The organism is Vibrio sp. SCSIO 43140, assembly GCF_023716585.1.
Taxonomy (GTDB): domain Bacteria; phylum Pseudomonadota; class Gammaproteobacteria; order Enterobacterales; family Vibrionaceae; genus Vibrio; species Vibrio maritimus_B.
On record NZ_CP071850.1, the window covers coordinates 3,421,648 to 3,445,385 of the forward strand.

Genomic DNA, 23,738 nt, shown 5'->3' on the forward strand with positions numbered 1-23,738 from the left:
ATGGCTAGGTACAGAGTAGGAATTGATGGCGGTGGTACATCGTGTCGCGCCAGAATCATCAATGAACAGCAGCAAGTCATTGGTGAGGCGAAAAGCGGCAGCGCGAACATTATGTTGGGCGCCGAACTTGCTTTAACGTCGATTATTGAGGCGATTGAGTCTGCTGCCCAGTCAGCAGGTCTTGACTCAGCCGATTTTGCCCAGATGGATGTTGGCTGCGCACTCGCGGGTGCCGAGCACAAAAGTAGTTATCAGGCGTTTATGGCGACAACACACCCATTCGCAAGCCTAACGCTTAACACCGATGGCTACGGTGCCTGCCTTGGCGCACATCAGGGCGAAGATGGTGCCATCATGATTGCCGGTACAGGGTCTGTTGGTCTTCTCATTAAAGGGGGAAATCAGTATGTGGTAGGCGGTCGAGAATTCCCTATTTCAGATCAGGGAGGCGGCGCCGTCATGGGACTTAGGTTGATCCAGCAGGTCCTGCTTATCCAAGATGGTATCAAGCCCCACTCTCCCCTCGCCGATGTCGTTATGGAACATTTCAACCAGGATATCGACGCCATTGTAGAGTGGTCAAAAACAGCGTTACCACGTGATTACGGTCAGTTTTCTCCCGCGATTTTTGAGTATGCCTACGTCAATGATGGGTTGGCAAAATCTCTTCTGATGGAAACCGCCAACGACATCGAGATGTTTTTGTGCGCGCTCAACAACAAAGGCGCGGACAAAATATGCCTGATGGGCAGTATCGCCGAGCGTATCTTTGACTGGTTATCTCCTACTGCTCAGCGCTGGATTGTCGCCCCTAAAGGGGATGCGATGGATGGCGCGCTGATGATGGCGGGTAACGAGCAACACAACCTTTACGAGTAAGGGATGAGTATGGATTTTCGTGTCGACTTAGCCATTGTTGAACATCTAGCGAAAGGCTGTCGCTTCGGGCTAACCTTGCATAACCTGTCTGAGAAGAGTCACGCCAATTGGAAGCTTAATTTTGCGTTTGAGTGTTTTGTGATTCCAGACAGCTTATCACAAGGCGAGCTCACACAAGTCGGCACCTTCTGTACGCTAAACGTCAACGAGACGCCGCTGTATGCCAATAACCATGTCTATGTCGAATTTTGCACCGCTACGTCCGCATTCAACTTACTGAGTGATGGCATTAACGACGCCTATCTCGACACTGATGCAGAAACCCAGCTTTCAGTTGCAGTTTCACCGATTGTGCTTGGGGCGGTTGACGACCGCCGAGTATCGCTGCCAGAGGTAGGCGCAGGACGCCACGCTCTTATCCCACATCCTCAATACATGGAGTTTGGGGAAAGCGTGTTTGAACTGACGCGTTACAGTCAGATTTGCGTCGAAGATCAATCCATGCAATGTGTCGCCAACTGGCTAAGTGAAGAGGTGGAGCGTCTATTCGGACTAAGCCATAAATCGATTGGGCAGCAAGACATTCGTTTTAGGCACTCTCCTGTATTAGATTCTGAAGCCTACAAATTGACTGTTGATGGTTCAGGGATTGAGATTGAGTCCAACAGCAACGCAGGCTTTACCTATGGCTGCGCAACGCTGATTCAGTTGATGGACTTTGACCATGATCGCCATACCATCTACGTGCCTCATATCCGCATCCAAGACGCACCTCGCTTTCGCTACCGTGGTGTAATGCTAGACAGTGCACGCAGCTTTCAGCCCGTGACCGAGATAAAGCGCGTTATCAACCTTCTTGCGCACTACAAGATCAATACCTTCCATTGGCACCTTACTGATGACGAAGGCTGGCGTGTTGAAATCAAAGCATATCCAGAGCTGACTGACGTTGGTGCTTGGCGTGGCCCGACTCACCCGCTAAAACCGCAGCTTCACAGCATCGGAGATTACTATGGTGGGTTCTACTCACAGCAAGAGATCCGCGAGATTGTTCAGTACGCTCAGGATCGCAGCATCCAAGTGATCCCAGAGATCGACATTCCTGGTCACAGTCGCGCCGCGATTACCGCGCTACCGGATCTGTTAGTCGACCCAGAGGATCAGTCTCATTACCGCAGTGAACAAAACTACACCGACAACGTGTTATCACCGGGCATCTCTGGCACCTACCAATTTCTTGATGCCGTGCTTGAAGAGATTGCTCAGTTGTTCCCAGCCCCTTACGTTCATATCGGCGCAGACCAAGTGCCAGTCGGGGTTTGGACCAACAGCCCGTCTTGTCGTGAACTCATGGCGGAGCAAGGCTATCGCAATCCGAAAGACCTGCAGGGTCATCTGCTTCGCTACGTCGAAGATAAACTCAGATCCATGGGCAAGCGCATGCTTGGCTGGGAAGAGGCGCACTTTGGTAGCAAGGTAAGCAAAGACACGGTCGTCTATTCATGGCTGAGCGAAGAAGCCGCTATTAATAGTGCCAAGCTGGGCTACGACGTCATCCTTCAACCAGGGCAAAGCACCTACTTAGATATGGCGCAAGACTACAGCGTTTGCGAGTTGGGCGTGTACCGCTCTCACATAATTACCCTAAAAAACGCATATCAATACGAACCTCTCGTCCAACTTCATGAGCAAGACCCAATCAAGAAACGCATTTTGGGCATGCAGGCCGCACTTTGGACAGAGAGAGTTACCTCTCCGGAGCGGCTCGACTACATGATGTTTCCGCGCTTGGTTGCGCTTGCAGAAACCGCATGGACACAAGATCACTCAAAAGACTTCCACGCCTTCTTGTCTCGGCTTAAGCCACACCTCCAATTGTTAGATAGACAAGATGTGCGATACAGACACCCATGGCCAGAGAGCCAAAAAAAGAATGGCTGACGTTCAACACTCAAAGCCAACATTACTTAACGAATTTAAATTTTCCCCAATAAGGATATCATCATGCAATACGGCTACTTCGATAACGAGAACCGAGAATATGTCATCACTCGTCCCGATGCCCCCGCTCCTTGGACCAACTACCTAGGCACAGAGAAGTTCTGTACCGTTATCTCTCATAATGCTGGCGGCTACTCCTTTTACAACTCGCCTGAGTACAACCGTGTAACCAAATTCCGCCCAAATGCGACGTTCGATCGCCCAGGACATTATGTATATCTGCGTGATGATGAGACAGGTGATTACTGGTCAATCTCATGGCAGCCAGTCGCCAAAAGCCTTGATGAAGCAAACTATGAAGTAAGGCATGGGCTTTCTTATTCAAAGTTTAAGTGTCAATACTCAGATATTGAGGCGACAAAAACTCTGTTCGTACCAAAAGGCGAAGATGCTGAGGTGTGGGATGTGGTGATCCGCAATACCGGTGATAAGCCACGCACCATCAGCGCCTTCTCGTTTGTGGAGTTTTCTTTCAGCCACATCGCCTCAGACAATCAAAACCATCAAATGTCGCTATACTCAGCAGGAACTAGCTATCAAGATGGTGTTATTGAGTATGATCTCTTCTACAACACCAACGATTTCGAAGGCTACTACTACCTTGCTTCTACTTTTAGCCCAGATAGCTATGATGGTCAGCGCGATAGCTTCTTAGGTCTATATCGCGACGAATCCAACCCAATCGCAGTTGAAAAAGGGCAATGCTCTAATCACACACAAACCTGCTACAACCATTGTGGTTCACTGCACAAGCAATTCGTCATCGCACCGGGAGAAGAGGTGCGCTTTGCCTACGTCCTTGGTATTGGCAAAGGCAACGGTGAGCGTCTTCGTCAAAAATACCAAGACTTAACTGAGGTCGATGCAGCGTTTGATGCCATCAAGGCTCACTGGGATGAGCGCTGCGCGAAGTTCCAGGTGAAATCTCCTAACGAGGGGCTAGACACCATGCTGAACACTTGGACTCTGTATCAAGCCGAGACCTGTGTCGTATGGTCACGCTTCGCTTCATTTATCGAGGTTGGAGGACGTACTGGACTGGGCTATCGAGATACCGCTCAGGACGCTATGGCCGTTCCTCATTCTGCACCGGCTATGACTCGCAAACGAATCGTTGATCTACTACGTGGCCAAGTGAAAGCTGGTTACGGTTTACACCTATTCGATCCAGACTGGTTTGATCCAGAAAAAGCCGATGTTGAGCCATCAAAATCACCAACCGTGGTTCCGACACCAAGCGATGAAGATAAGATCCACGGCATTGCCGATACTTGCTCTGACGATCACTTGTGGCTGGTCCCAACGATCTGTCGCTACGTGATGGAAACCGGTGAAACAGATTTCTTTGATGAGGTAATCCCATACGCAGACGGCGGCAATGCAACCGTCTACGAGCACATGAAAGCGGCACTTAACTTTACCGATGAGCACGTGGGAGCGACAGGCATCGCCAAAGGTCTACGCGCAGACTGGAATGACTGTCTAAACCTAGGCGGTGGTGAGTCATCCATGGTGGCGTTCCTGCACTACTGGGCACTGCAAGACTTTGTTGACCTCGCACGCAACCGTGGCGAGCTTGATGATGTCGCCTACTACCAACAAATGGCGCAAAAAGTTCAAGACGCCTGTGAAACGCATCTTTGGGATGAAGACGGTGGCTGGTACATCCGTGGTATCACCAAAAACGGCGACAAGGTCGGTACCAGTAAACAAACCGAAGGTAAGGTTCACCTTGAGTCCAACACCTGGGCAGTGGTTTCTGGCGCAGTTAGCGAAGAGCGCGGTAAGAAAGCCATGGATGCGGTCGATGAGTACCTCTACTCAGACTTCGGCTTACATCTAAACGCGCCATCGTTCGCAACACCTAATGACGACATCGGCTTTGTCACTCGCGTTTATCAGGGCGTAAAAGAAAACGGCGCGATCTTCTCACATCCAAATCCATGGGCGTGGGTAGCCGAAGCGAAACTAGGCCGTGGCGATCAAGCCATGAAGTACTACGACGCACTAAACCCTTATAACCAAAACGACATGATCGAAACACGCATCACAGAGCCGTACTCATACGTGCAGTTCATCATGGGCCGTGACCACCAAGATCATGGTCGCGCCAACCACCCTTGGTTAACGGGTACTTCTGGCTGGGCTTACTTCGCCGCAACCAACTATATTCTCGGCGTGAGACTGAGCTTCGATGGCCTAGTGGTTGACCCATGTATTCCAACAGAGTGGCCAGGATTTGAGGTGACGCGTCAATGGCGCGGTGCAACGTATCAAATTACGGTTGAGAACCCAAACAATGTCAGCAAGGGTGTTCAGTCCATTACCTTGAATGGTCAAGCCATTCAAGGCGCGATCGCGCCTCAAGCCGAAGGCAGCGTAAACCAAGTACATGTTGTTCTAGGTTAACGAGTGCCTCGATGGGTCCTTAGTTCGGACCCATCGAACTTAAGCGTATCACTACAAGAGTAGGTAACCTCTTAGGAGAGAGAGATGATCAAATTTGGAACAGGTGGTTGGCGCGCGTTCATCGGCGAGGAGTTCACTAAAGATAACGTAAAACTCGTTGCTCAAGCGGTGGCAAACATCATCAATAGCGAAAACGTGGCAGAACGCGGATTCGTGATTGGCTACGACAGGCGTTTTCTATCCGATAAAGCGGGGCGCTGGTTTGCGGAAGTCCTGGCCGCGAACAACATCCCAGTGAGCTTTATCGACAAGTTTGTGCCGACCCCTATAGTCATGTACAAGGCGAAGAGTATGGGATGTGCCTACTCGGCTTGTATTACCGCGTCGCACAATCCAGCCGATTACAACGGGATTAAGGTCTTTATCGAAGGTGGCCGTGATGCCGACGAAATCATTACTGAGAAGATTGAAGCTCAAATCGCCACTCTCAGCCTTCAGGAAGTGATTTCCGGCGACTTCGATGTATGTGTTGAGCGCGGCGCGATTACTGTTATCAATCCGATGAACGAGTTTGTTGATTCCATCATCGATCTTATCGACATTGAAGCCATCAAAAACGCCAATCTCAAAGTGCTTATCGACCCGATGTTTGGAGTCGCGAAAAACGCATTGCAGACGGTGCTCATCAACGGTCGCTGTGACGTTGACGTCATCAACGATGGTAAAAACCCAGACTTTGGCGGCTTAATGCCTTCGCCAAGTGCAGCGACACTATATCGTCTTAAGCACCTAGTAGCGGCAGAAGGCTATGATATTGGTATAGGTACCGATGGCGACGCAGACCGCCTTGGCATCATTGATGAGCAAGGTAATTTCATACACCCGAATGAAGTCCTGCTGCTGCTCTATTACTACCTACTTGAGTACAAAGGCTGGAAAGGCTCAGTGGTTCGTAATATCGCGACCACTCACCTACTAGATAAAGTCGCTGCCGACTACGGTGAAAAGAGCTTTGAGGTTCCTGTAGGCTTTAAGCACATCAGTAGTCAAATGGAGGCCGACGATTCACTGATTGGCGGTGAGAGTTCAGGTGGTTTAACTATTCGCGGCCACATCAAAGGTAAGGATGGTGTATTTGCCTCTAGCCTTTTAGTCGAAATGCTCAGTGTCACTCAGAAGACGCTTTCCGAGTTGCTATCAGAGATCTACGGCAAGTATGGCTACGCCTACACAGCTGAAGGCGATTGCACCTTTAAACCATCACAAAAAGACAGCTTATACCACAAACTTTATGTCGAAAAACTGCTTCCTGAGTTTGATTATGACGTAGAAAAGGTAAGTTACGCCGATGGCGCGAAAGTGTACTTTAAGAACGGTGGTTGGGTGATTGCTCGCTTCTCGGGTACGGAGCCCCTATTACGAATTTTCTGTGAAATGGAAGATAAGGAACAAGCGGAATATGTTCTTCAGCAGATGAAAGACTTTTTGTCTTTGTAGTCACTGTTTCCTTCTCTTTTTGCCCTAAGTGACCTCGACTCACCTTCTTGGTCACCTATTAGCAAAAAGCTCCCTATAGGTGGAGAACATCTTTGCCCGGAACGACTGTCTCCGGGCTTTTTTAGTACTTATGCAAACGCGACAATGCCCTGCGCATCGACACTCACCGCGACACTCTGGCCAACATCAAGCGCCTCTAATGAGGTGGCCAAAACGCGCGTGCCCTCAATATCAACCACATAGCGACAATGGTCACCCATGAACTGCTGCTCGATAACCGTAATAGTGCTCTTTTCTGATTGAGTCAATTGAATGTGCTGTGGGCGCACCAAGAGTTGGCAATCAGCCCCCTGCTCAATCAAGGCACACGACTGTGCTTCAACTTGGCCGATAGCCGTCTCGAAAGTCGTGTCATTGATATGCTTAGCTTGCAAGTAACTGCCACCGCCTAAGAAATCTGCAACGAACTTACTCGATGGACAGAAATAGAGTTCCGAGGCCGCGCCATATTGCTCGATTATGCCTTGGTTCATCACTGCCATTTTGTCGGCAAACGCGAACGCTTCTTCACGGCTGTGAGTCACGAAAATCGCTGTCACACCCTGCTTTTTGAAGATTTTGCGGATCTCACGAATGAGCTCGTGACGCACTTGGGTATCGATGTTGGAAAATGGTTCATCAAGTAACAGTAGATCAGGTTTGTACGCCAAACTGCGCGCAATCGCCACACGCTGCTGCTGACCACCCGATAGTTGATGCGGGTAGCGGTCAATGAATTGTTCTAGATGCACCAATGACAGCATTTCCTTCACGATTGCATCTTGCTCTGACTTCGGAGTGCCCTTTAGCCCAAACGCAACGTTCTGCGCCACCGTTAGGTGAGGAAACAGCGCATAGTCTTGGAAGATCATGCCAATGTTACGCTGCTCTGGTGGCATCCAGGTTTCACCGTTATCAATCTCGCGCTCACCGAGCGTCATCTTGCCCGCTGACAGGGGCAATAGACCCGCGATGGCCTTCAGCAAGGTGGTTTTACCGCAGCCACTGGCACCCAACAAACAAACAATTTCACCTTGATTAACCTCTAGAGACAAATTCTCAAGAATCGTTTGCTCGTCATACTGACAAGATAAATTTTCAATCGACAGTGCAGTGGTCATCAGTGGTTTTGCTCCAATGAACGGTTAACAATAATGAGCGGGAGTAAGCCAACGAGTACCAGCAAGACCGCAGGCATCGCAGCAAGCTCCAAATGCTCATCTGAGGCAAAGTTAAATACGTAGGTGGCCAAGGTTTCAAAGTTGAATGGACGCAATAGCAGCGCAGCATTGAGCTCTTTCATCGACTCAATAAACACCAACAAGCCAGCAATCAACACACCACGTTTAATCAGCGGCAGATGCACGCGAACCAACATCTGGTTCTTCTTGCAACCCATAGTGCGCGAGGCCATATCAAGCGAAGGCGAAACCTTACTGAGGCTGGTCTCGATACTGCCAATCGCTACCGCTGAAAAACGCACCACCATGGCAAAAATCAGCGCAAACATTGAACCAGAGAAGATCAGACCTGGGCGCTGCCACTCCATCGCTTTGGCAAAGTCATTTACTGAATGATCCATAAACAGGACAGTCACCATCACGCCAATCGCCAGCACCGTTCCCGGCACAGCATAGCCCAGCGACGAGGCACGCATGAAAACGACACCCTTACGACTTGGATCCAAACGGCGATAGAAGTTAACCACCAAAGCGACGATTACGCCAATGATGGCGGCAATGATCGAGACCTGTAAACTGTTAATGGCATAGGTTTGAAACTCTTCCGTCCAGCTTTGCTCAAAGTACTTGTAGGCATAAATAATTAACTGGCCAAGCGGGAAGATAAACGCAGCTGATACCAAGCCCCAACACCAAGTTAATGCTGCCCACTTTTTCCAACCTCGCAATTCATAACGAAAATCTTCATGGCTATTGTACTGGCTTTGAAACAGTTTCTGTTTACGACGACTGTAGCGCTCAGCACCCAGTAGAAGCACAATCACCACCATCATCATGGCGGAAATTTTGGCGGCCGCACTTAAATTGGAATAGCCAAGCCAAGTATCGTAAACCGCTGTGGTTAAGGTGCTGACTGCAAAGTAGCTAACCGCGCCGAAGTCACCAATGGTCTCCATCGCCACCAGCGATAGACCTACCGCAATGGATGGACGAGCAAGCGGCAACGAGATACGCCAAAAGCTTTCTAACGGCGAGCATTTGAGAAGTCTTGCAGACTGCAGCAAAGAGACATTTTGCTCCATAAACGCCGCGCGGCACAACAGATAGACGTATGGGTAAAGCACCAAAGAGAGCACAACCGTAGCACCGCCTACTGTGCGGATATCCGGGAACCAGTAGTCGCCAACCTGCCAAGCAAAAACATCACGTAACCACACTTGGACAGGGCCTGCAAAATCAAACCAGTCAGTAAAGATGTAGCCAATGATGTAACTTGGCATCGCCAGTGGCAATACTAAGGCCCACTGCAATACGCGTTCGCTAGGCAGCTTGCACATGGCCATTAGCCAGGCACTGGGCACCCCGAACACAAGAGAGAGCAGCAAAACTCCAACGACCAATTTGATGGTATTGAGAACATAGGTGGGCATCACCGTGGACATCAGGTGTGCAAAAAGATCACTTGATTCACCAAGTGCAGTATAGAAGATCGCTAAAATAGGCAAAACCAGTAGCAGAGTTAACACTCCACTACTGGTTTTCCAAACAACATTTTTTTCTTTCATTGCCTAAACATACATCAGGCGACGCGAAGTCGAGAAGTCATAAACCAGAATAAATAAGGGGGCATTATACCCCCTTTTATCGATTATAGGTCGAACTTAACTTCATCTAACAATTTGATCGCTGCGCTGTGGTAACCAGCAATGTCGTCTAGCGAGATAGTATCTGCTTTAAAGTCACCCCAAGATGCTACAAGCTCAGAACGCTTAACGCCTTCTTTTACTGGGTACTCAAAGTTCACTTCTGCGTACAATTGCTGAGCTTTGTCGCCTGTTAGGAACTCCATTAGCTTCAGTGCATTTTCTTTGTTTGGCGAGTGCTTCGCCATTGCCATGCCACTCACATTCACGTGTGTGCCAGTGGTTTCTTGATTCGGGAAGTTGATGTAAACCGCATCAGCCCACGCTTTCTGTTCTTTGTCATTAACCATTTTGCCTAGGTAGTAGCTGTTACCTAGAGAAACATCACAAAGGCCTTCTTTGATCGCTTTAACTTGTGCGCGGTCGTTGCCTTGAGGCTTACGAGCTAGGTTGGCTTTAACGCCTTCTAGCCACTCTTTGGTTTCTGCTTCACCGTGGTGAGCAATCATAGATGAAACCAAAGATACGTTGTATGGGTGTTTACCGCTACGAGTACAGATTTTGCCTTTGTACTCAGGGTTAGCAAGGTCTGCATAGTTGAACTCTGCACCTAGCTTACCTACACGGTCACGAGATGAGTAAACGTTACGAGTACGTAGCGTCAGTGCAAACCACTCGTTTTCTTTGTCACGGTACTGAGCAGGAACGTTTGCGTTAATCACGTCGCTGTCTACCGCTTGAACTACGTCCTTGTCAGTCAGCTCTGCAAGGCGGCTGATGTCCGTTGTTAGCACAACGTCAGCTGGGCTGTACTCGCCTTCTTGCTGAAGCTTCTCTGCCAAACCTTTCTTAGCAAACTTCACATTTACCTTGATACCCGTTTCTTTCGTGAACTCGTTGAACATTGGCTCAACAAGGAAAGGTTGACGGTAAGAGTAAACGTTGACTTCTTCTGCAGCCATCGCTGGAGCAGCGAAGCTTGCTGCAATTGCTGAAAGAGTTAGCAGTTTTTTCATTGTGTTAGTTCCTTTAATTCATAATGAGAACGTTTATCAGTTGCGTTATTATATTCATATTTATTAGGAAAACAATGATCCAATATAAAAAAACCTGCCATATAAGGCAGGTTTTTAATAGAAGTGTAACTAAATGTTACTTCATACTTACGAACTCTGGGTAAGCACCAACACCACAATCGTGCATGTCCATACCTTCTAGCTCTTCTTCTTCCGATACACGGATACCAATTGTTGCTTTCAGTACCGCCCATACCGCTAGGCTTGCTGCGAATACCCAACCGAAGATAACTGCCGCACCTAGAAGCTGTGCACCGAACGTTGCGTCACCGTTGCTTAGTGGAACAACCATTAGACCGAAGAAACCACACACACCGTGAACTGAGATAGCACCTACTGGATCGTCAATCTTAAGCTTGTCTAGACCGATGATGCTGAATACCACTAGCGCGCCACCTACTGCACCAATTGCTACAGCATAAACTGGTGATGGAGACAGTGGGTCTGCTGTGATAGCAACCAGACCAGCTAGTGCACCGTTCAGAATCATAGTTAGGTCAGCTTTGCCCCACGTTGTCTTACACACAAGCATTGCTGCGATTGCACCCGCCGCGGCTGCTGCGTTGGTGTTTAGGAAGATTTGACCAACCGCTGTTGCGTTCTCGAAGTCAGAGACCATCAGCTGAGAACCGCCGTTGAAACCGAACCAACCTAGCCATAGGATGAACGTACCTAGTGTTGCTAGCGGCATGTTCGAGCCTGGGATTGGGTGGATTTCACCGTTCTTACCGTATTTACCCTTACGAGCGCCTAGTAGTAGAACACCTGCTAGAGCTGCTGCTGCACCCGCCATGTGAACGATACCTGAACCTGCGAAGTCACTAAAACCTGCTTCTGATAGGAAACCGCCGCCCCATGTCCAGTAACCTTCCATTGGGTAGATGAATGCTGTTAGCACTACTGAGAAGATTAGGAAAGACCAAAGCTTCATACGCTCAGCAACCGCACCAGATACAACTGACATTGCTGTTGCAACGAATACTACTTGGAAGAAGAAGTCCGACTCTAGAGAGTGGTCTGCGCCTTCACCTTGAGTACCAATTAGCGCACCAAATGATGGTAGCCAACCGCCTTCGCCGTTATCAACATACATGATGTGGTAACCGACGATGAGGTAACAGGTACATGCAATCGCGTACAGACAGAAGTTCTTGGTTAAGATTTCTGTGGTGTTTTTAGAGCGAACTAGGCCTGCCTCTAGCATTGCGAAGCCTGCTGCCATCCACATTACTAGTGCGCCTGAAATAAGAAAGTAAAAAGTGTCCAGCGCATAACGCAGTTCGCTGACAGTTGTTGCTAATTCCATAATAATTTCTCCAATCCCTTAAAGTGCTTCAGCGTCCATTTCGCCCGTACGAATACGTACTGCTTGGGCTAGGTCGTACACAAATATTTTTCCGTCGCCAATCTTGCCGGTTTGAGCAGCGTTAGTGATCGCTTCAATAACTCGGTCTACGTTGTCTGCGTGCGTCGCAATTTCAAGTTTTACTTTCGGTAGAAAGTCCACTTGGTACTCCGCACCACGATATAATTCTGTGTGTCCTTTCTGACGGCCAAATCCTTTGACCTCAGAAACTGTCATACCTTCAATACCAACATCTGCAAGTGCTTCTCTTACATCATCGAGTTTGAATGGTTTAATGATTGCGTTAATAAGTTTCATGGCATCCCCTTCGCCTTTTATCCCTGTTACGTATTCTAGTAATCAAGGTGCGTGCCAACTTTTTAAGTTATTGATATATATAGAATTGATGATTTCATGTTACACAAATGAAAATACCTTGCACTTTAATGGTGCAAGACATTCACAAAAATAATGCGTTTTATGTTATTAGCACTAGGAGTGTGCAAATTTGGGGCAAAGGGTCATTACCTGTTATGAATAAAACGCTCCCATTGCTCTAAAACTGAGCGAAAATCCTCTAGCCCACACTCGCTATGGCTCTCACTTTCATAGACAGAAAACTCTTCATCCATCTCCATTAAGCTATCAAAAGCTAAGGAGTTTTCGTAAACATGAACCTCGGAGTCCACCACACTTAATGAGATCTCTTTACCTTGCCACTTAAACTCATTGCCCGAAAACTGGGCAGCTTGGGTGAGCAACTCGGTAATTTCCATGATGGTGCGGTCACTGGTACTGATCTCTTCTTGCAGCAAGCGAGCAATCACTTCTTGGCCCATTTCGCATCTCACTAGGTACTCACCTGTGAAACTGTTTTTAATAAACTCGAATTCCATCACTGTTTCTCTTGGTAATCTCGCGGCGATTATACCTTAGTTTTCGAGACAATCGGGTATACTCATGACATCGCTCTCTATGACTCAGATCCTATGCAACTTAACTCTCTCATTGCTAAACAAATTGTCGATCGTGCCAAGAAGATCATCGAGCACTCCATCAACGTGATGGACGAGAATGGCGTGATCATTGGCTCTAGCGACCCGTCACGCTTACACCAAACACATGAAGGGGCACTGCTAGCGATCCGAGATAATAGAACCTTAGAGATCAATGATTCCGTTGCCTCCACATTGTCCGGTGTTAAAAAAGGCATCAACCTACCCATCATCTACGATAACAACGTCATTGGTGTTGTCGGGATCTCAGGCACGCCTGAAGAGGTGAGAAGCTACGGTGAGCTGGTAAAGATGACGGCTGAGCTTATTGTCGAACAGGCTGCACTTATGTCGCAGGTTCAATGGAATAAACGCCACCGGGAAGAGTTACTACTGCAGCTCATTGAAGGATCAAGTTTAAATGAGGGACAACTGCTCTCTATTGCTCAGCGGCTCGATCTTGATCTCGCACAGCCTCGTGTAGCCACAGTGATCAAAGTGATCCCGCTGCCTGGAGAACCAGTCACACTGGAGCACCTGCAGAAACTGGTACATCTTCTGGAGTACCCTGAGCGCGATAACATCGTCGGAATTGCCTCGGTATCGATGAATGAGATCGTGGTATTGAAACCGGTGACGGTCGTCAATAACGCATGGAATCGCAAAGAGGAAGAAAAGCGAGTCGCTAAACTGCTTAAGCGTATCGACCAAGAGTGTGACTTCTCTATTCAGATGGCTATCGGAGACTATTTCCCTGAACTCGTCGGCATAGCAAAGTCTTACGAAACCGCCAAAGCCACCATTGAAAGCAGTCATATCAATGATGGTCCCATACTGTTCTACCAAGACCGGAAACTCTCGGTGCTGGTGAGCAGCATTAAACATGACCCGTGGCGTGCGACTCAACTGAAGGCTCCGATCGAAAAACTGGTAGCTGCAGATAGTAAAGGCGTAATGCTAAAGACACTGCGCACCTTTTTTGAGCAAAACTGCGATCTGGCTCAAACTTGTGAAACCCTCCATATCCACCGTAACACTTTGCGGTATCGACTTGAGAAAATAGAACAGACAACTAAATTAAATATCAATAACTTAGATGAAAAAGTTCAGCTCTACCTTGCGTTAAAATGTTTGTAAAAAATCCGTTAATTTGTGCAATTGCACAAATTAACGATAACCAGCAGTGATAAATTCGTCAGTTCGCATAAAGAAAATCTCCCCCTAAATGGCTACTCTTCCGCTCAATAAGGGTCACAAGACCCAACTAAAAAATTAATAAAATTAGTATTGCGGAAACCAAACCATGATTGAAGTCTCTACCTTAGGCGCATTAGCAGCTCTGGTTGTTGCTATTGCCCTTATCCTTAAAAAAGTGCCACCTGCTTACGGCATGATCATCGGCGCGCTTGTCGGTGGTGTCGTTGGCGGCGTTTCTCTCACCGATACCGTTGCGCTAATGATTGGCGGTGCACAAGGCATTGTCACAGCAGTATTGCGCATCCTTGCTGCTGGTGTGCTGGCGGGCGTATTGATCGAGTCAGGAGCTGCAACATCCATCGCAGAGACCATCGTAAAGAAAGTGGGCGAAACCCGCGCGCTTCTCGCTTTGGCGATTGCCACCATGATCCTAACTGCCGTTGGCGTATTCGTTGACGTTGCAGTTATCACTGTTTCGCCTATCGCACTTGCCATTGCACGCCGCGCAGACATCTCAAAAACCGCTATCTTGCTGGCGATGGTCGGCGGCGGTAAAGCGGGTAACGTGATGTCACCAAATCCGAACGCCATTGCGGCGGCCGATGCGTTCAACGTACCGCTGACCTCAGTAATGGCAGCCGGCGTCATCCCGGGTCTCTGCGGTATGATCTTCGCTTACTTCATAGCGAAAAAGCTGGTCAACAAAGGCTCAAAAGTAGCAGAGAGCGAAGTGGTTGCAGTTGACCACTCTAGGCTACCTAAATTTGGCGCTGCGATTGTGGCACCTCTTGTTGCTATCGCTCTGCTTGCGCTTCGCCCTATTGCTGGCATCAACGTTGACCCGCTCATCGCACTACCACTAGGTGGTTTGATCGGTGCTGTCGTCATGGGTCGCTTTGCCGATACCAACCACTTTGCAGTGTCTGGCCTATCACGCATGGCACCAGTAGCTGTGATGCTTCTTGGTACGGGTACACTTGCTGGCATCATCGCTAACTCTGGCCTAAAAGATGGCCTTATTGATGTTCTGACCGCCTCTGGTCTTCCATCATATCTACTTGCTCCAATTTCCGGTGCCATGATGGCACTTGCAACCGCATCGACCACAGCAGGTACGGCGGTAGCATCTAGCGTATTTAGCTCTACCATTCTTGAACTCGGCGTTCCTGCTCTAGCGGGCGCAGCCATGATTCACTCTGGTGCTACTGTTCTGGATCACATGCCACACGGTAGCTTCTTCCACGCCACTGGCGGCGCTGTGCATATGGATATTCGCGAGCGTCTCAAACTCATTCCTTACGAGTCTGCGGTTGGTCTGATGATCGCGTTCGTTTCGGTAATGATCTTCGGTGTGTTCGGTCTATTTGTTTAAGGTTTAATTATGAAAATTATCATCGCTCCAGATTCATACAAAGAAAGTCTTACGGCCATGGAAGTTGCCGAAGCTATTGAGGCAGGATTTAAGAAGATCTTCACCGATGCCGAATACATCAAACTACCTATGGCAGACGGCGGCGAAGGCACAGTGCAATCGCTCGTTGATGCCACTGATGGCTCTATTGTTACTTGTGACGTAACTGGGCCGCTCGGGCAAGCCGTTGAGGGCTTTTTCGGTCTGATGGGTGATGGTTCCACTGCCATCATTGAGATGGCGGCAGCGTCCGGTCTTCATCTGGTTGAACCTGAAAATCGCAACCCACTGCTGACCACCACCTTTGGCACGGGTGAGCTAGTTAAGGCAGCGCTGGATCGCGGAGTAAAGCACATTATCGTCGGTATCGGTGGTAGTGCGACCAATGACGGTGGTATTGGCATGGCGCAGGCTCTAGGCGCAAGACTCCTTGATGTTGATGGCAATGCACTGGGTTTTGGTGGCGGTGAGCTAAGTAAGCTTGCGAGTATTGACCTTTCTGAGCTAGATCCTCGCCTAACGAACATCAAGCTAGAAGTGGCGTGTGATGTTGATAACCCACTATGCGGCCCGAAAGGTGCCTCTCATGTGTTTGGCCCACAAAAAGGGGCAACACCTGAGATAGTTGAAACGCTCGACGCTAACCTAGCGCACTACGCTGAAGTGATTAAATCAACCAATGGTCGTGACGTCTTAGATACTGCTGGTGCTGGCGCTGCGGGAGGCCTAGGCGCTGCACTTTTAGGCCTGTTCGATGCCGAGCTTCGTCCGGGCATTCAGATCGTGATGGATGCTGTAAACCTTAGCGAAGTGGTCAAAGATGCCGACCTTGTGATTACTGGTGAAGGTCGAATTGATAGCCAAACTATCCATGGAAAAACACCAGTTGGTGTGGCGCGCACCGCTAAGCAATACGATATTCCTGTGATCGCGATTGCTGGTAGCACAGCGAAAGATTGCGCAGTGGTGCATGAGCACGGTATTGATGCAGCTTACAGTGTAGTGCTTGGCGCGACCGATTTGCCGACGGCGTTGAAAGAAGCGGCGTTTAATGTCGAGATGACTTCTCGTAATATCGCTGCTGCAATGGCGATGAACTTCCGTAAATAGTTTCCTTTTGCTAAAAAGAAAAATGCCCGCTCAGTTGAGCGGGCATTTTTTTGTCATTCCACTGGCGTGCGCCTATCTCGATAGGCTTGCTGGACGCTGTGAGAAGATCCCTGCCTGCGCTGGGATGACACCCACAAAACAGACCAAGTCTTATTAGAACTCGATGTTACGACCGAAGTTCATTGGCCAGTTTGTTGGGTTCTTCTTGCCTTCACGGATGTGGCGACACTCTGCCAACCATGTCAGTAGTTCCCAACCGAATGCGGCTGTTAGTAGCGCATCTTTCTCGTCAGAGTTCTTCTGAGGAGCAAATTCAGCAATATCAGCACCCACTAGGTTGATACGCTTAGTCGCACGAAGCTTGCGGAAGATGTCGTAGTACATGCGCGCAGTCACACCAAATGGATCTGGGCTTGAGTTTGCACTGTGGTCTAGAAGATCTAAGCCATCTAGGTCAAACGTTAGGTACACTGGGCGACCGTCGCCTTGCTTCTCAAGGATCTGCTCTACGATGTAGTCGATGCCTAGGTCGTAGATTTCGTCCGCTAGGAAGAAGTTACCACCGATAGCCTTCGCTTTACCTTGTTGTGATGCACACCAGCGGCCACGCATACCAAGACTTACACTGGTAGACGGATCCATTGCACCTTCTGATGCTAGACGGCAGTACCAGTTGCCTGAATATGACTCGTAGTCAAAATCTTTGCGAGTCAGCAGGTCAAAGTGACCGTCAATGTGGATTAGCGATACAGGACCGTGAACTTTAGCCAGTGCCGCAGGGCCAGGGTAAGCCACAGTGTGGTCACCACCAAAGAAGAATGGTGTGATACCGTGATTAATAACCATGTCATCAACAACTTCTTGCGCGGCACGCATTTCTTCGTCTAGGTTGAATTGACCTAGGCCATCCCAGTTTCCGTAGTCGATGATGTTACACAGTTCGAACGGCATAGTACCGTCTTGGTGAATCATGCCCATACCCGTTTTTGATGCTTCACGGATAGCGGCAGGACCGAACTTGTGACCACCAGCGTTTGGTGAGCACTTATCCATGGTTAGGCCGTACATTGCAATGTCAACGCCTTCAAAGCTGTTCACATATGGCGCACCAAATGCACCAACGTGCTGCTTACCTAGCAAACTGAATGCTTCAACGCCTTGCTCAGCCATGCGCGCTTGCATAGGAGCGATGTCTTCGTTGATGTAGAAATCCGCATCTGACTTGTTCCAGTAGATGTCTTGGTATAGGTCTAGTTTGTCTTTCGCAATCTCAACACGTTTTGGCTTAAACATGGATAATTCCTCTAGTTATTGGAGGTAGCCGCTAAAGCGACTTCTCAAGATAGGGTTATTATAGTGGCTAAATCGGGTGTAATTAATTACACTTCAGGACAGCAATATGATATTTCAGGACAATGTCTGTGTATTCTTTGAACCATCAACACTTCTTGCAGGCAATTATCGGTCATTGGGAAACCATCGTGCGTCAATCCCTCGGTCGTGACTTTGATGCTCAGCAGTTCCTACGTAAAGCCGGTATAGTGCGTATCACTCAAGGTCACTACCACCCGCTCCAAGTTTCTCAGGTGCATCAGCTTATTGATCTCACTGTAAACCAACTGCACATTGACGGGTTAGGTCTGCGCATCGCTAAGCGACTCAAACTTCAAGATATGGGCGCTTGGGGCTATGCGATGATCAACTGTCAAAACATAAAGCAGTTGCTCGACACCGGTTTGCAGTTTTCGTTTGTAACCAAAGACTATGTCGACATCCATATAGGTTACGACAGTGAATGGGCTTACATCACGATTGTTGACCGCTCCGAAGGGCGCTCTGCGCAGCACTACAATGTCGAAGAGTCTCTATGTCATTATTACTTGGGGTTACAGCAGTTCTTAAACGAGCGCTTTGACTCCGAGTTAATCGAAATTGATTTCGCCTATCCAGCTCCTAGCTACCAAGCTCTCTACAGAGAGGTTTTCGAACACAATCTGATGTTCGACAGACAGCAACATCAGCTACGGTTCCCTGTTGATTGGATTCACCACTCAATCAGCCTACAACCCTCGCTTATTGCCCACATTGCGACTCAGCAAAGTCAGCAGTTTGACAGTGAGAAGGATGCTCCTCTCAGCTACCAAATTCGAATAAAACTCTTGTCTCAGCTCAAATATGGATTGCCCAGCATGGAAACGGTGGCCGATGAGATGAATATGACATCGCGAACCTTGCGCAGGCGCTTGGAGACCGAAGGAACAACCTTCAAACATTTAGTTCTCGACACCCGCATGCAGGTGGCAAAAGAGTTGTTACTCAGCTCCGAGCTCTCAACAACTGAAATCGCAGACATGCTGAACTACCACTCGTCTCCACCGTTTTTCCGCGCATTTCAAGGTTATGTGGGCGTTAGCCCGAGTCAGTTCAGAGCAAATAACAAATCCAACTAAGAGCACGCCTGCTCGGCGCGCTCTGTTTCAACCGTTATTGATGCACCGTCTGCTCAGCGCGCGCTTCGCCAACCGTTTCTTTCCATTTCTGGTTTAGCGCCTCAATGCTTGTGCCCTGTCTTACCAGAAAGTCTTTAAATGCGTTCCAGTGAGCGGTCAACACTTGGTGTTCCGTCGCATTTTCACGCATTGCTGCTAAGCCCCACTCATCTGGAATGAACACTTCATCAAAGCCTTTGCGTGGACGATTTGCCTTGATAGCACGAACGAACTCGTCACTCTTGCGCTTCACTTCATCTAACGGACCAAAATGGCTTGGGTCAATAACGATGATGTAAGAGCCACCGACAGGTGTCGGAGCACCCTCTTTCAAGCAGTCGCTTGGCAACGCTGGTAGCTCAGGTGCGATTTTCGCTTTCGGGTTAATGATGGCAGACAGAACCTCGTTCCAAATGTTCAGGGAGTATAGGCGCGGCGTTAGGAAGGTCCAAGGCGCATCACAGTCCGCAACACGTCCATAACCGGGAATCAGTCGTCCCCATTTTGCTGCATCATCCGTCAACTCGCCCGTTTCTTGATCGACAAGAGCCGCGACGTTCAGACGTTTATTGTTAATCAAGGCATCACTGATATTGGCGTCATATCCTTCACCGAGCATGATGGACGTGACCAATGGAAGCTCCTCACCACCGACGCAAGCTGCATCGAAAGGTGGGCAGGACATCGCAGGATCCATACCACCAAATGGCGCGTTGAGTGGAATAGAGTTATTCGACGTCATTGCAAACATACCTTGCTTAGCAGCAAGTTGGGCGTAATTGGAGAAATTACCGCCATCGACGTGGTTATAGCCAAACACAATGGAGATGCCGTGCTTTCTAGCTTTCTCAATAGCTGATTCCGCCATAAGCGTTAAGGTGTAGTGACCAGAAGAGCGTTGACCGTCAAAAACGGCCCATGTTTCACCTTCAGACTCTACAACTGGCTTACTCGAAACGTCCATCACTCCAGCTTCAAAAGGAATCGTGACCGCTTCCATTACACCCAACCCCTGATGAAGTTTACCTTGCAAGCCACCATTCATGGTGTTTCTCGCAATGATGTCAGCGTGCTCTTTGTCCGCACCAACATGCAGCCAAGCTTGTGAAACGACGAATTGATAGTACTCGTTGTCGAACGTGAGAGTAGGACTTGCAGACATAGATAACTCCTTTCAAATGACTGACTAGTTTTTGTGTACGCTAAAAATAGTCAATGAAGCCACTCTTGGGTAGTTACTGGCAGTTACAGGTAAAAAAAAGCCCAGTCCAAAGGACCGGGCTTAAAATCATGTGCGTATGATTTTCAATTACTTACGGATAGTTTCCGCAGCGCGCTCAGCGCCAACTTTCGCTTCCCACTTCGCGTTTAGCTCTTCGATTGAAGTGCCAGAACGTTTTAGGAAGTCTTTGAAACCGTCCCAGTGAGCGTCCATTACTTGGTGCTCATCAGTTGCAGTTGCAAGAGCTTTTAGACCCCACTCATCTGGGATGAATACTTCGTTGAAGCCAGCGCGTGGGCGGTTTTCTTTCAGTGCTTTAACGAACATGTCAGACTTACGCTTCACTTCTTCGATTGGACCGAAGTGGCTTGGGTCGATCACTAGGATGTATGAACCACCTACTGGACATGGTGCATTTTCCATAGTGAAGAAGTCACTTGGTACTGCTGGAAGCTCAGGAGCAATCTTACCTTTCGGGTTGATGATTGCAGTCATTACTTCGTTCCAGATGTTTAGCGAGTATAGACGTGGCGTTAGGAACGTCCATGGTGCTTTACAGTCAGCAACGCGGCCGTAACCTTCGATTAGAGAGCCCCACTTACGAGCGTCAGCTGTTAGTTCACCCGTGTCTTGGTCAACAAGTGCTGCAACGTGTAGGTCACGGTCGTTCACGATAGCGTCACAGATGTGAGAGTCGTAACCTTCACCGATCATGATAGACGTTACTAGCGGAAGCTCTTCACCACCGATACATGCAGCGTCGAATGGAGGACAAGACATTGCTGGATCCATACCGCCGAATGGTGCGTTTAGAGGTACAGAGTTGTTTGAAGACATCGCAAACATGCCTTCTTTCATTGCCATCTGTGTGTAGTTAGAGAAGTTGCCGCCGTCACAGTGGTCGTAACCGAATACGATTGAGATACCGTGCTTACGTGCCTTCTCGATAGCCGTTTGAGCCATTAGCGTACATACGTAGTGGCCAGAAGACTTCTTACCGTTGTAAACAGCCCAAGTTTCACCTTCAGACTCGATTTCTGGAGTCGTAGTCGTGTCAAGGATGCCCGCTTCGTAAGGGATAGTTACCGCTTCGATAACACCCAGACCTTGGTGTAGTTTACCCTGTAGGCCACCTACAAGTAGGTTGTGCGCAAGGATATCAGCGTGAGCTTGAGATGCACCAATGTGCTTCCAAGATTCAGAAACGATGAATGAGAAGTACTCGTTGTTAAACGTAGTAGTAGGGCTGCTAACTTTAGCCATGGTAATGTCCTCTGTATAAGTAGGAATACGTTTTTATGAAAACTGTAATCACTTTAACCGATGAGGCATATTTCAGAAGTAAAATACTGGATGCTGTTACTTAAACTGTTACCCGTTTTGATGATAAGCGTCACAGAACTGTGAGGCTAATCTGGCTATAAAAAAAGCCGCTCTAATGAGCGGCTTTTTCAAAGTCGTTTAAAAATCAAGGATTAAGCTTGACCTTTAACTTCTTTAAGACCGTTGTATGGTGCTTTTTCACCTAGAGCTTCTTCGATACGAATTAGCTGGTTGCTTTCTTTTAGGTTTAGCAGCAACACGGTCAGAGCGGCTCATTGCTCTTAGAGCCCTAAAAGTTCTTAGGACCTTAAAAGCAAAATGCCCCACTAAAAAGTGGGGCATTCATTAAAGCTTTAAGCTAGTAATTCAAACTATGAATTACTGACCTTTAACTTCTTTAAGACCGTTGTATGGTGCTTTTTCACCTAGAGCTTCTTCGATACGAATTAGCTGGTTGCTTTCTTTTAGGTGTAGCAGCAACACGGTCAGAGCGGCTCATTGCTCTTAGAGCCCTAAAAGTTCTTAGGACCTTAAAAGCAAAATGCCCCACTAAAAAGTGGGGCATTCATTAAAGCTTTAAGCTAGTAATTCAAACTATGAATTACTGACCTTTAACTTCTTTAAGACCGTTGTATGGTGCTTTTTCACCTAGAGCTTCTTCGATACGAATTAGCTGGTTGTACTTAGCAACACGGTCAGAACGGCTCATAGAACCAGTCTTGATTTGACCTGCAGCAGTACCTACCGCTAGGTCAGCGATAGTTGCATCTTCAGTTTCGCCAGAACGGTGAGAGATTACAGCTGTGTAACCTGCGTCTTTAGCCATCTTGATAGCAGCTAGAGTCTCAGTTAGAGAACCGATTTGGTTGAACTTGATAAGGATAGAGTTAGCTACGCCTTTCTCGATACCTTCAGCAAGGATCTTAGTGTTAGTAACGAACAGGTCGTCACCTACTAGTTGAAGCTTGTCACCTAGTAGTTCAGTTTGGTGCTTGAAGCCATCCCAGTCAGACTCGTCTAGACCGTCTTCGATAGAAACGATTGGGAATTGGTTAGCAAGCTCTGCTAGGTAGTGGTTGAACTCTTCAGAAGAGAAAGTCTTACCTTCGCCCTTCATGTTGTAGATGCCAGCTTCTTTGTCGAAGAACTCAGATGCTGCACAGTCCATAGCTAGAGTTACGTCTTTACCTAGTTCGTAACCAGCAGCTGCAACAGCTTCTGCGATAACTTCTAGAGCTTCAGCGTTAGACTTAAGGTTAGGAGCGAAACCACCTTCGTCACCAACTGCAGTGCTGTAGCCTTTAGACTTAAGAACTTTAGCTAGGTTGTGGAATACTTCTGCACCGATACGTAGACCTTCTTTAAGAGTCTTAGCGCCAACTGGTTGGATCATGAACTCTTGGATGTCAACGTTGTTGTCTGCGTGCTCACCACCGTTGATGATGTTCATCATTGGTAGAGGCATAGAGAACTGACCTGCAGTACCGTTTAGCTCAGCGATGTGCTCGAACAAAGGCATGCCTTTAGCAGCTGCAGCCGCTTTAGCGTTTGCTAGAGAAACAGCTAGGATAGCGTTCGCACCGAACTTAGACTTGTTTTCAGTACCGTCTAGGTCGATCATTACTTGGTCAACGTCAGCTTGAGCTTTAGCGTCTTTACCAACTAGAGCTTCAGCGATTGCACCGTTCACAGCTTCAACAGCTTTAAGAACACCTTTACCTAGGAAACGTGCTTTGTCGCCGTCACGTAGCTCAAGAGCTTCGCGAGAACCAGTAGATGCGCCAGATGGAGCCGCAGCCATACCTACGAAACCGCCTTCTAGGTGTACTTCAGCTTCAACAGTTGGGTTACCACGTGAGTCGATGATTTCACGACCTAGAACTTTAACGATCTTAGACATTAATGTTTCCTCTCATTAAAT

18 protein-coding genes are annotated in these 23,738 nt (G+C 48.3%); 8 read left to right on the plus strand and 10 right to left on the minus strand.

The genetic code is table 11. The features are described from left to right. The 4 genes from J4N45_RS16310 to J4N45_RS16325 all read left to right on the plus strand — a co-directional run bounded on the left by J4N45_RS16310 (position 1) and on the right by J4N45_RS16325 (position 6,786). Positions 1–879, plus strand: a complete 879-nt coding sequence (locus J4N45_RS16310) for a glucosamine kinase nucleotide-binding domain-containing protein (RefSeq protein WP_252012549.1) — start codon at positions 1–3, stop codon at positions 877–879. A gap of 9 nt (positions 880–888) precedes the next feature. Continuing rightward, positions 889–2,820 carry a beta-N-acetylhexosaminidase gene (locus J4N45_RS16315; protein WP_252012551.1) on the plus strand — a complete coding sequence of 644 codons (1,932 nt, stop codon included), beginning with the start codon at positions 889–891 and terminating at the stop codon, positions 2,818–2,820. 63 nt (positions 2,821–2,883) lie between these two features. Then, the gene (locus J4N45_RS16320; protein ID WP_252012553.1) at positions 2,884–5,289 is read left to right on the plus strand and encodes a glycoside hydrolase family 94 protein; all 2,406 of its coding nucleotides are present in this window, start codon (positions 2,884–2,886) and stop codon (positions 5,287–5,289) included. A gap of 84 nt (positions 5,290–5,373) precedes the next feature. Next, on the plus strand, positions 5,374–6,786 hold the full coding sequence (locus tag J4N45_RS16325; RefSeq protein ID WP_252012555.1) for a phosphoglucomutase/phosphomannomutase family protein: 1,413 nt from the start codon (positions 5,374–5,376) through the stop codon (positions 6,784–6,786). 128 nt (positions 6,787–6,914) lie between these two features. Here the strand turns inward: J4N45_RS16325 and J4N45_RS16330 are convergent, their stop codons facing one another. The 6 genes from J4N45_RS16330 to J4N45_RS16355 all read right to left on the minus strand — a co-directional run bounded on the left by J4N45_RS16330 (position 6,915) and on the right by J4N45_RS16355 (position 12,966). After that, positions 6,915–7,946 (minus strand): ABC transporter ATP-binding protein, encoded by a 1,032-nt coding sequence (locus tag J4N45_RS16330; RefSeq protein ID WP_252012557.1) that lies wholly within the window; start codon positions 7,944–7,946, stop codon positions 6,915–6,917. Beyond that, the gene (locus tag J4N45_RS16335) at positions 7,946–9,571 is read right to left on the minus strand and encodes an ABC transporter permease (protein WP_234495148.1); all 1,626 of its coding nucleotides are present in this window, start codon (positions 9,569–9,571) and stop codon (positions 7,946–7,948) included. Before J4N45_RS16335 ends, J4N45_RS16330 begins: the two co-directional genes overlap by 1 nt. 83 nt (positions 9,572–9,654) lie before the next feature. Next, positions 9,655–10,665 carry a Fe(3+) ABC transporter substrate-binding protein gene (locus J4N45_RS16340; RefSeq protein ID WP_252012560.1) on the minus strand — a complete coding sequence of 337 codons (1,011 nt, stop codon included), beginning with the start codon at positions 10,663–10,665 and terminating at the stop codon, positions 9,655–9,657. 136 nt (positions 10,666–10,801) lie between these two features. Further along, complete coding sequence (locus J4N45_RS16345) at positions 10,802–12,031, minus strand: ammonium transporter AmtB (protein WP_252012562.1); 1,230 nt, start codon at positions 12,029–12,031, stop codon at positions 10,802–10,804. Positions 12,032–12,049: 18 nt separating this feature from the next. Continuing rightward, positions 12,050–12,388, minus strand: a complete 339-nt coding sequence (locus J4N45_RS16350) for a P-II family nitrogen regulator (protein ID WP_038229080.1) — start codon at positions 12,386–12,388, stop codon at positions 12,050–12,052. Positions 12,389–12,594: 206 nt separating this feature from the next. Continuing rightward, a complete protein-coding gene (locus J4N45_RS16355; RefSeq protein ID WP_042473337.1) occupies positions 12,595–12,966 on the minus strand; it encodes a YacL family protein in 372 nt (123 codons plus the stop codon). Between the two features lie 93 nt (positions 12,967–13,059). Here J4N45_RS16355 and J4N45_RS16360 point away from each other — a divergent pair, with 93 nt between their 5' ends. The 3 genes from J4N45_RS16360 (at position 13,060) to J4N45_RS16370 (ending at position 16,783) form a co-directional block, all read left to right on the plus strand. After that, positions 13,060–14,202, plus strand: coding sequence for a sugar diacid recognition domain-containing protein (locus J4N45_RS16360; protein WP_252012564.1), 1,143 nt, complete (start codon positions 13,060–13,062; stop codon positions 14,200–14,202). Between the two features lie 166 nt (positions 14,203–14,368). Next, complete coding sequence (locus J4N45_RS16365) at positions 14,369–15,634, plus strand: GntP family permease (protein ID WP_234495145.1); 1,266 nt, start codon at positions 14,369–14,371, stop codon at positions 15,632–15,634. Between the two features lie 9 nt (positions 15,635–15,643). After that, complete coding sequence (locus J4N45_RS16370) at positions 15,644–16,783, plus strand: glycerate kinase (RefSeq protein ID WP_252012565.1); 1,140 nt, start codon at positions 15,644–15,646, stop codon at positions 16,781–16,783. A gap of 153 nt (positions 16,784–16,936) precedes the next feature. Here the strand turns inward: J4N45_RS16370 and J4N45_RS16375 are convergent, their stop codons facing one another. Then, entirely contained in the window at positions 16,937–18,076 is a 1,140-nt protein-coding gene (locus J4N45_RS16375; protein ID WP_252012566.1) for an arginase family protein, read from the minus strand. 128 nt (positions 18,077–18,204) lie between these two features. Between J4N45_RS16375 and J4N45_RS16380 the strand changes: the two genes are divergently transcribed. Further along, the gene (locus J4N45_RS16380; protein ID WP_252012568.1) at positions 18,205–19,233 is read left to right on the plus strand and encodes an AraC family transcriptional regulator; all 1,029 of its coding nucleotides are present in this window, start codon (positions 18,205–18,207) and stop codon (positions 19,231–19,233) included. Positions 19,234–19,267: 34 nt separating this feature from the next. Here J4N45_RS16380 and J4N45_RS16385 read toward each other — a convergent pair whose 3' ends face one another. The 3 genes from J4N45_RS16385 to eno form a co-directional block, all read right to left on the minus strand. Continuing rightward, positions 19,268–20,434: an Ldh family oxidoreductase gene (locus J4N45_RS16385; protein WP_252012571.1), complete on the minus strand. Its 1,167-nt coding sequence runs from the start codon at positions 20,432–20,434 to the stop codon at positions 19,268–19,270. A 147-nt stretch (positions 20,435–20,581) separates the two neighbouring features. After that, positions 20,582–21,757, minus strand: coding sequence for an Ldh family oxidoreductase (locus tag J4N45_RS16390; RefSeq protein ID WP_252012573.1), 1,176 nt, complete (start codon positions 21,755–21,757; stop codon positions 20,582–20,584). Between the two features lie 661 nt (positions 21,758–22,418). Next, on the minus strand, positions 22,419–23,717 hold the full coding sequence (eno, locus tag J4N45_RS16395) for a phosphopyruvate hydratase (protein WP_252012574.1): 1,299 nt from the start codon (positions 23,715–23,717) through the stop codon (positions 22,419–22,421). Between the last annotated feature and the right edge of the window lie 21 nt (positions 23,718–23,738).